Here is a 7,095-nt window from a genome sequence, read left to right on the forward strand (position 1 = left end):
CTGCCTCACCGGCCGTTCCGGTACGACAACTGCTGCACTAACACCCGTTAACTTAGGACTGCCTCGGCTTGTATAGTGGCCAGACAGCTGTGTACTTCACCGTCGCACAGTCATCAGATACTACCGCTTTTTCGACAAGTGAAAGTTGGATTTTCCACCATGACCTCCCCGGCACGTTTCGTGAAATTGGCCGCCGCCGCCACCGGCGCGACCGCCCTGCTGCTGACCGGCGCCTGCTCGTCAACCGACAGCGGCGACACCACGGCCGACACCGGCTCCGCCACCAGTCAGGCGGCGACGGACCCGACCACCGGCCAGACCACCGCCGCTGACACTGAACAAACCGCGGCCTGGCCGCGCACGATTGCCTCGGTTGACGGGGCCGGCAACCCGCAGGATGTGACCATCGAGGCCGAACCCACCCGCATCGTGTCGACCTCGGTGACACTGACCGGCGCACTGCTGGCCATTGATGCACCGGTGGTTGCCTCCGGCGGCACCAACCCCAACACCGCCGTCGCCGACGGCGAGGGCTTTTTCAAACAGTGGACCGCCACCGCACAGCAGCGGGGCGTGGAATCGCTCTACCAGGGCCCGGAAGCCAATATTGAGGCCATCGCCGCAGCACAGCCCGACCTGATCATCGCCTCGGCCAAGGGCAAAGATTCCGCCGCCAAGCTCTACGACAAGCTCTCGGCGATCGCCCCGACGGTGGTCATCGACTACACCAAGTCCTCCTGGCAGGAGATCACCACCGAACTCGGCGAAGCCACCGGCCGGGAAAAAGAGGCCCGGGCCGCCCTGGCCAAGTACAACGACCGGCTCGAGAAAGTCAAGGCCTCGATCACCCTGCCGCCGCAGCCCACCGACATCATCACCTCGCTGCCCAACGGCAACTTCAACTTCCTCACCGACAACCACGCCCTGGGTGCGGTGCTGAGCAAGATCGGCTTCGAGATCGCCGTTCCGCCGGCTGATCTGATCGCCCCGAACAGCCAGGGCAAAGACCGCGCCGACGTCAAGGGCGTGGCCAAGGAAAACATCGACAAGGCACTGACCGGCGGCACCCTGTTCGTGCTCAACGTCCGCGGCTCCGAGGACCCGATCGCAGAGCTGAAAGCCAACCCGCTGCTGGCCGGCAACGCCCTGGTCACCGGTGATAACGCCCATGTGCTCAACCCCGAGTTCTTCCGTATCGACTACTTCTCGGCGATGGATCTGCTCGACCACATCGAATCGCTCTACGCCACCGCCTAGCCCCACCAGCCACGGGGGAAGATCCGGCCCTAGTGTCACCACCCCGCCCCGTCCCGCCACCGCGGGCGGGGCGGGCACTGTCCGCCCGGGCCTGGCACCGTGTGTTTTTGTGCGCCCCCTTTGTCCTCCTACCAGCAGATAGTCCAGCTTGCCGCGATGCCCCACGCCACCTCACCGACACGTCATGCCCCTCCCACCGACGGCGGAGTTCACCGGCGCCGCAGCAGAGGGCTTGCTGTTTTGTCCGCACTGCTGGTTGCCGGTTTCCTCGCTTCCCTGGCCATCGGCGTCAGGACCATGGATCCGGCCACCACAATCAAAGCCCTGCAGTCGATCGGGACCACCCTGTCTGATCCGGCGGCCGCCGGCGGCGACTTCCGGGCGGTGGCCCAGCTGCGTTTCCCGCGCACCCTGATTGCCATTGTGGTCGGCGCCGGGCTGGGGGTGGCCGGGGCACTGATCCAGGGCCACACCAGAAACCCACTGGCGGATCCGGCGATTTTGGGCATCAGCTCAGGGGCCGCGCTGGCGGTGGTGTGTTCGGGGGCTTTTTTCGGCGTCACCTCGGTATTTTCCACCTCGGTGTGGGCCTTCGGCGGGGCGGTGGCCACCACCGGCCTGGTCTTCGCCCTGGCCGGTATCGGCGGCGGGCGGCTCAACCCGCTGACGTTGATTCTGGGCGGGGCCGCCACCTCTGCGGTGTTGACTTCCCTGACCTCGCTGCTGGTGTTGTCCAGCGACGACAATCTCGACCGGATGCGTTTTTGGACCGCCGGCTCGTTGGACGGCCGCGGTTTTGCGGTGCTGTTCGGCGTCACCCCGCTGATTGTGGCGGGGCTGGTGATGGCCCTGGCCACCGGGCCGCAGTTGAATCTGCTCAATCTGGGCGATGATGTTGCCGCGGGCCTGGGGGTCAACACCCGGCGGGCCCGCACCACCGGCATGCTGACCATTGCGCTGCTGGCCGGGGCGGCCACCGCGGCGGCCGGGCCGCTGGGCTTTTTGGGTCTGGTGGTCCCCCACATTGTCCGCTCCTTAACCGGGCCGGACTACCGGTGGATTCTGCCCTACTCTGCTGTGGCGGGCGCCGACATGCTGCTGGCCGCCGATATTCTGGGGCGGCTGATTGTCCGGCCCGGGGAGTTGCAGGCCGGTATTGTGCTGGCGCTGGCAGGTGCCCCCTTCTTCATCTGGCTGATCGCGAAGAAACGGGTGCAGGCACTGTGACACACACCAATTCCCCCCACCACACCACCGCCCTGACCGGGCCGGATGACCCGGCGGCAGAGACCACCACCCGCCCGGTTTTCCCGGGTATCCGCCTCATGGGGGTGACCAGCCTGTGGCGGCCCCGCCATTTCTTCGCCGTGGTTGCACTGGCCGCCGTAGCCGTCGTGGTATCCGCCTGGTCGATCGGCCGGGGCGACTACCCGATGGGTATCGGCGATGTGTTCGCCGTGGTTGTCACCGGTGGTGGCACCCGCCTGGAGCATCTGGTGGTCTTCGACTGGCGGATGCCCCGGGCCGCCACCGCCCTGGCCGTCGGCGCCGCGTTGGGGATATCCGGGGCACTGACCCAGTCGGTGACCCGTAACCCGCTGGCCAGTCCCGATATTTTGGGGGTGACCGATGGTGCTTCGGCAGCGGCTGTGACAGTGATCATTGTCGGTACCGGCACCGGGGCCACCGGCACGGGACTTCTGGCCGGGATCGGCGTCTCGGCGGCGGCTGTCGGCGGCGCTGTCGCCGCCGCCCTGGCTATCTGGGCGATCGCCTGGCGCGGCGGCGTGGACACCTTCCGCATGGTGCTGGCGGGCATTGTCATTGCCGCGCTACTGAAAGCCTGGATCACCTATCTTCTGGTCCAGGCCAACATCGAGGATGCGGCAACCGCCAAATTCTGGCTGGCCGGTTCCCTGGCCACCGCCTCCTGGCAGCGGCTGATCCCCATCACTGTCCTGCTGGTGGTGGTTGCCGCCGGTGCCGGGGTGGCCGCCCGGGTGCTCAAAGCCCTGGCACTGGGCGATGACACCGCCACTGCCCTGGGAACCGGGACTGCCGCAGCCCAGGTGGCGCTGCTGGCGGTCGCCGCCCTGTTGGCGGCCGCGGCCACCGCCACCGCCGGGCCGATTGCGTTCGTGGCTTTCGTCGCCCCGCAAACCGCGCTGCGGCTGACCGGTGCCGCCACCCCGCCGCTGGTGGCCAGTGCTGTGACCGGCGGGATCATTATCGCGCTCGCCGATATCGCCGTCCAGTGGCTTCCCAACGCCATGCCGGTGGGGCTGATCACCTCCCCCATCGGCGGGCTGTTCCTGCTGTACCTGTTGATCAACAAAAACAGAAAGACCACCTCATGACCGCCCCTTCCGCCCTGATCAACGCCACCGGCATCCAAATCGGCTACGGGCGCAACGTCATTATCGACGATCTGTCGGCCAGCTTCCCGCGGGCGGCGATCACCACCATCATCGGCCCCAACGGCTGCGGCAAATCCACACTGCTCAAAGCACTGGCCGGGCTGCTGCCGCACACCCGGGGCACCATTGAGCTTGAAGGCAAAAATCTTTCGGGCTACCGGCGCAAACAACTGGCCACCACCATTGCGGTGCTCCCCCAGTCACCGGTCGCCCCGGAGGGTCTGGTGGTCGGTGATCTGGTGCTGCGCGGCCGTCACCCGCACCAGTCGTGGATCAACCAGTGGTCAACCACCGATGAAGATATTGTCGGCCAGGCCATGACCATGACCGGGGTGGCGGACTTGGCCGACCGCACCCTGGACAGCCTGTCCGGCGGGCAGCGGCAGCGGGTGTGGATCGCGATGGTGCTGGCGCAGGAAACCGGGGTGCTGTTTCTGGATGAGCCGACCACCTATCTGGACATGGCGCATTCCATCGATGTGCTCAACCTGGTGAGGAAACTGAAAAACACCGCCGGTAAAACCATCATCATGGTGCTGCACGATCTGAACCTGGCGGTGCGTTACTCCGACCATCTGGTGGTGATGAAAGACGGGGCGGTTCACGCCACCGGTTCCCCGGAAACCATCATCACCCCGCAGCTGCTCAACGACGTCTTCGACATGGAGGCCGTGGTCACCGACGATCCGGTTGTCGGCGGCCCGCTGATCGTGCCCGCCGCACCGGCGGACTAGACGAACAAAGACAAACCGTGCCGGCAACCCGGCACGGTTTTCTTTTTTTGTTTTTCTCCCGCCCACCAGGTCGGTGTGTGTCGTCAGCGCCCGGCCTGCCGGTCATCGAGCAGCACAATATCGAGATCATCGTCGTCGTCATCGCCGCGGCGGCCCGGATCCTCAGCGGAATCGGCGTCGCTGTCAGCAGCGTCGTCGGTGTCGGCATCAATGACAGCAGCGTCGTCAGTGGTGTCGGTGAAAAACCAGTCGTCAGAGATCACCACTGTCGGCCCGCGGTCCCACCAGCAGCCGATGGCTGCCCCGGCAGCCACCGCAGCGGCCAGGGTCACAGCCGGAACGGCCACCAGCGGATGCAGCACCAGTCCGGTGATATCCGATAGGTAGTGGGCCAGGCCGTAAGGCAGCATCCCGGCAACAGCGACAAGCAGGGCTGTGGATCCGGCCCGGCGTCTGGTGGCGACAGCGGCGGCCCCGCCCCCTGCGGCGCCGACGACAACAACCACCAGGCCGGTGGCGCCCGCGCCTGCGGCGGTATCGTCAATGGCCAGCCGGCCGAGCAGCCACTGCGAATTCGCTCCTGTCAGCCAGGCGCCGAAAGCACCGGTGACACTGGCAAAGACCCACATGGGAAGACGGTTGCCGCCACTATTGTCGGCCGCGTAAAACACCGCCGCCCCCACCAGCACAATCACCACCGCGGCAACTCCGCCCGGCCAGGTGGTCTCCGGATTGACCAGTGCATTGTGGATGAACAACCCCAGTCCGACCACCGCCACGAACACGCCGATGATCCACCAGCCGATCACCGGAACATTGCGGGTCCAGCTCAACGGCTGCTCGAGGGCCGCCGTCACCTCGTCCCGGGATTTCCGGGACGTGGCGGAAGAAGCGGGTTCAGTCTCCGGGTCGGCCTCCGGCCGGGGCTGGTGGTGGGTGGGTGTCGCGGCGCCATCAATATCGGTGGTGTTGACCATGATGCGGCGGACCACCACAATCAGCCCGATAACCATGATCACGCAGGCGATCACCAGGGAACCCGGGCCCAAAAGCAGGCTGGCCCAGGCCGGAACGAAGGTCATCAGCCCGGAGATCATCAGCCCGGCAAGACCCACCAGCAGCACCGACCAGATCACCGGTTTCATCGACGGGCCGGAAAACACATCGGCTTTGATCGCCAGCCGGGTTTTGCGCATGAAATGCACCGCCAAAAACAGCAGCGCCACAATCGGCAGCAGCGGCACCGGATACGTCGGCGAGGTCGGTGACCCGATGGCGATGATCGCCACCACAATCCAGGCGTAGCGGGCCGCGGCCGATTGCTCCCGGTCGAGGAAAAACGCGTGGACCGCACCGATCAGGGCGGTGATGCACAGCAGGGTGGCGATAGCACCGTAGCCCATGATGAGCAGTCCCGGACCGTAGCCGGACTGCGCGGCAACCGGCCGGGAGACAACCGTCCACCCCCAGTCAGAAGCAGCGCCGGACTGGAACAACACCAGCAGGCTGCGGCCGTGGCTGACCAGGGCCACCGCCACCCCGACTGCCGCCACCAGGGTGGGGATACCGGAGCGCCACAGGGTTTTTTCCACTTCCTGGGAGCTTTCCCCGTAGGCGGTCACCAGCGTGGTGTCGATCAACCGGGCGGGCGCGCCGACAACAGCCAGCGCCAGAGCCAGAAACACTCCCGCGGAACCGATCATCTGTGTGTCCCACACCCCGACATCCAGATGGGTGACAGCCATCGCCCACGCACCACCGGCAACGATGATGCCGATCACCCCGGCCCGGGCCGGGGTGGTGGCGAAACGCCAGCACATCCAGCAGACATAGACGGCCACCGCACCGTAGAACACCGGCGGGATGACCGGGCCCATCATGCCGATGGCCATATCGGGCCGGATGACGATCAGGGAGCCGAAACCGGCCAGCGTCAAACCGGCCACAGCCGCACCGGCACGAATGAGATTGTCCCGGAAATCACCGACGAATCCGCGGCCGCTGTCGAGCCAGCGGCCACCGTCGGTGGCCATCCGCCCGAGCATGAAACCCCCCACAGCCCCACCACCGGCACACATGACTGCTTCCGTCATCCACCGGAACCCGGCCACCCACACCACCGTGGCAACGGCGAGAACCGACACGGCAACCGCACCCCACACAGCCAGCTGCCGCAGCCGGGGAATCACCCCGATCACGATCGACAGGGCACAGGCGGCCACCGACGCGGCGAAGGTGGCGGCAAAAGCGGTGTGGTCGTAGATGATGCCGGAACCTGCCGGGGCACCGGCCTGGTGGACCACCGGCAGTGAATACCAGTGGGCCACCCGGTGGATCAGGGCCAGCCACCACGTGGAGGCCACAATGGCGAGCACCGCACGCCCGGCCGTCGACGGCTTAGGAATGGCCGTGAACGTCTGGGCATGATCTTTGCTGGACATCGGCGACGGTCCTCGCTTCCGAAAAGGTCTGGGTCAGGGCCGCGAAAGGTAAGAAAATACGGCGGGAAAGATAAGCTCCCCAAGACAAAAGTCTACGACAGATAAGACCCACGGAAATAGCCGCGATCGCCCGGGGCGGGAAAAACTCCGGGCGATCGGGGAAAAATCACTATAGTGCCTCGTCTGCTGTGTGGGTTCGTCCCAGGTCGGCGAAGACATTGAAGTTCATCACGAACGCGTCCCCGG

General features: G+C 66.0%; 5 protein-coding genes. 4 read left to right on the forward strand and 1 reads right to left on the reverse strand.

Features of this window, described 5'->3' with window-relative positions:
• The first annotated feature begins 159 nt into the window (after positions 1–159).
• The 4 genes from fepB to JZY06_RS03355 all read left to right on the forward strand — a co-directional run bounded on the left by fepB (position 160) and on the right by JZY06_RS03355 (position 4,408).
• Positions 160–1,257 carry a Fe2+-enterobactin ABC transporter substrate-binding protein gene (gene fepB, locus JZY06_RS03340; protein WP_207118406.1) on the forward strand — a complete coding sequence of 366 codons (1,098 nt, stop codon included), beginning with the start codon at positions 160–162 and terminating at the stop codon, positions 1,255–1,257.
• Positions 1,258–1,413: 156 nt separating this feature from the next.
• On the forward strand, positions 1,414–2,484 hold the full coding sequence (locus tag JZY06_RS03345; RefSeq protein WP_207118413.1) for a FecCD family ABC transporter permease: 1,071 nt from the start codon (positions 1,414–1,416) through the stop codon (positions 2,482–2,484).
• Positions 2,481–3,614, forward strand: a complete 1,134-nt coding sequence (locus tag JZY06_RS03350) for a FecCD family ABC transporter permease (RefSeq protein ID WP_207118407.1) — start codon at positions 2,481–2,483, stop codon at positions 3,612–3,614. Before JZY06_RS03345 ends, JZY06_RS03350 begins: the two co-directional genes overlap by 4 nt.
• A complete protein-coding gene (locus tag JZY06_RS03355; RefSeq protein ID WP_207118408.1) occupies positions 3,611–4,408 on the forward strand; it encodes an ABC transporter ATP-binding protein in 798 nt (265 codons plus the stop codon). The genes JZY06_RS03350 and JZY06_RS03355 overlap by 4 nt, the downstream gene beginning before the upstream one ends.
• An 83-nt stretch (positions 4,409–4,491) precedes the next feature.
• Here the strand turns inward: JZY06_RS03355 and JZY06_RS03360 are convergent, their stop codons facing one another.
• Positions 4,492–6,849, reverse strand: a complete 2,358-nt coding sequence (locus JZY06_RS03360; RefSeq protein ID WP_207118409.1) for a hypothetical protein — start codon at positions 6,847–6,849, stop codon at positions 4,492–4,494.
• Positions 6,850–7,095 lie beyond the last annotated feature (246 nt).

Source organism: Corynebacterium mendelii (assembly GCF_017307055.1).
Classification (GTDB): Bacteria; Actinomycetota; Actinomycetes; order Mycobacteriales; family Mycobacteriaceae; genus Corynebacterium; species Corynebacterium mendelii.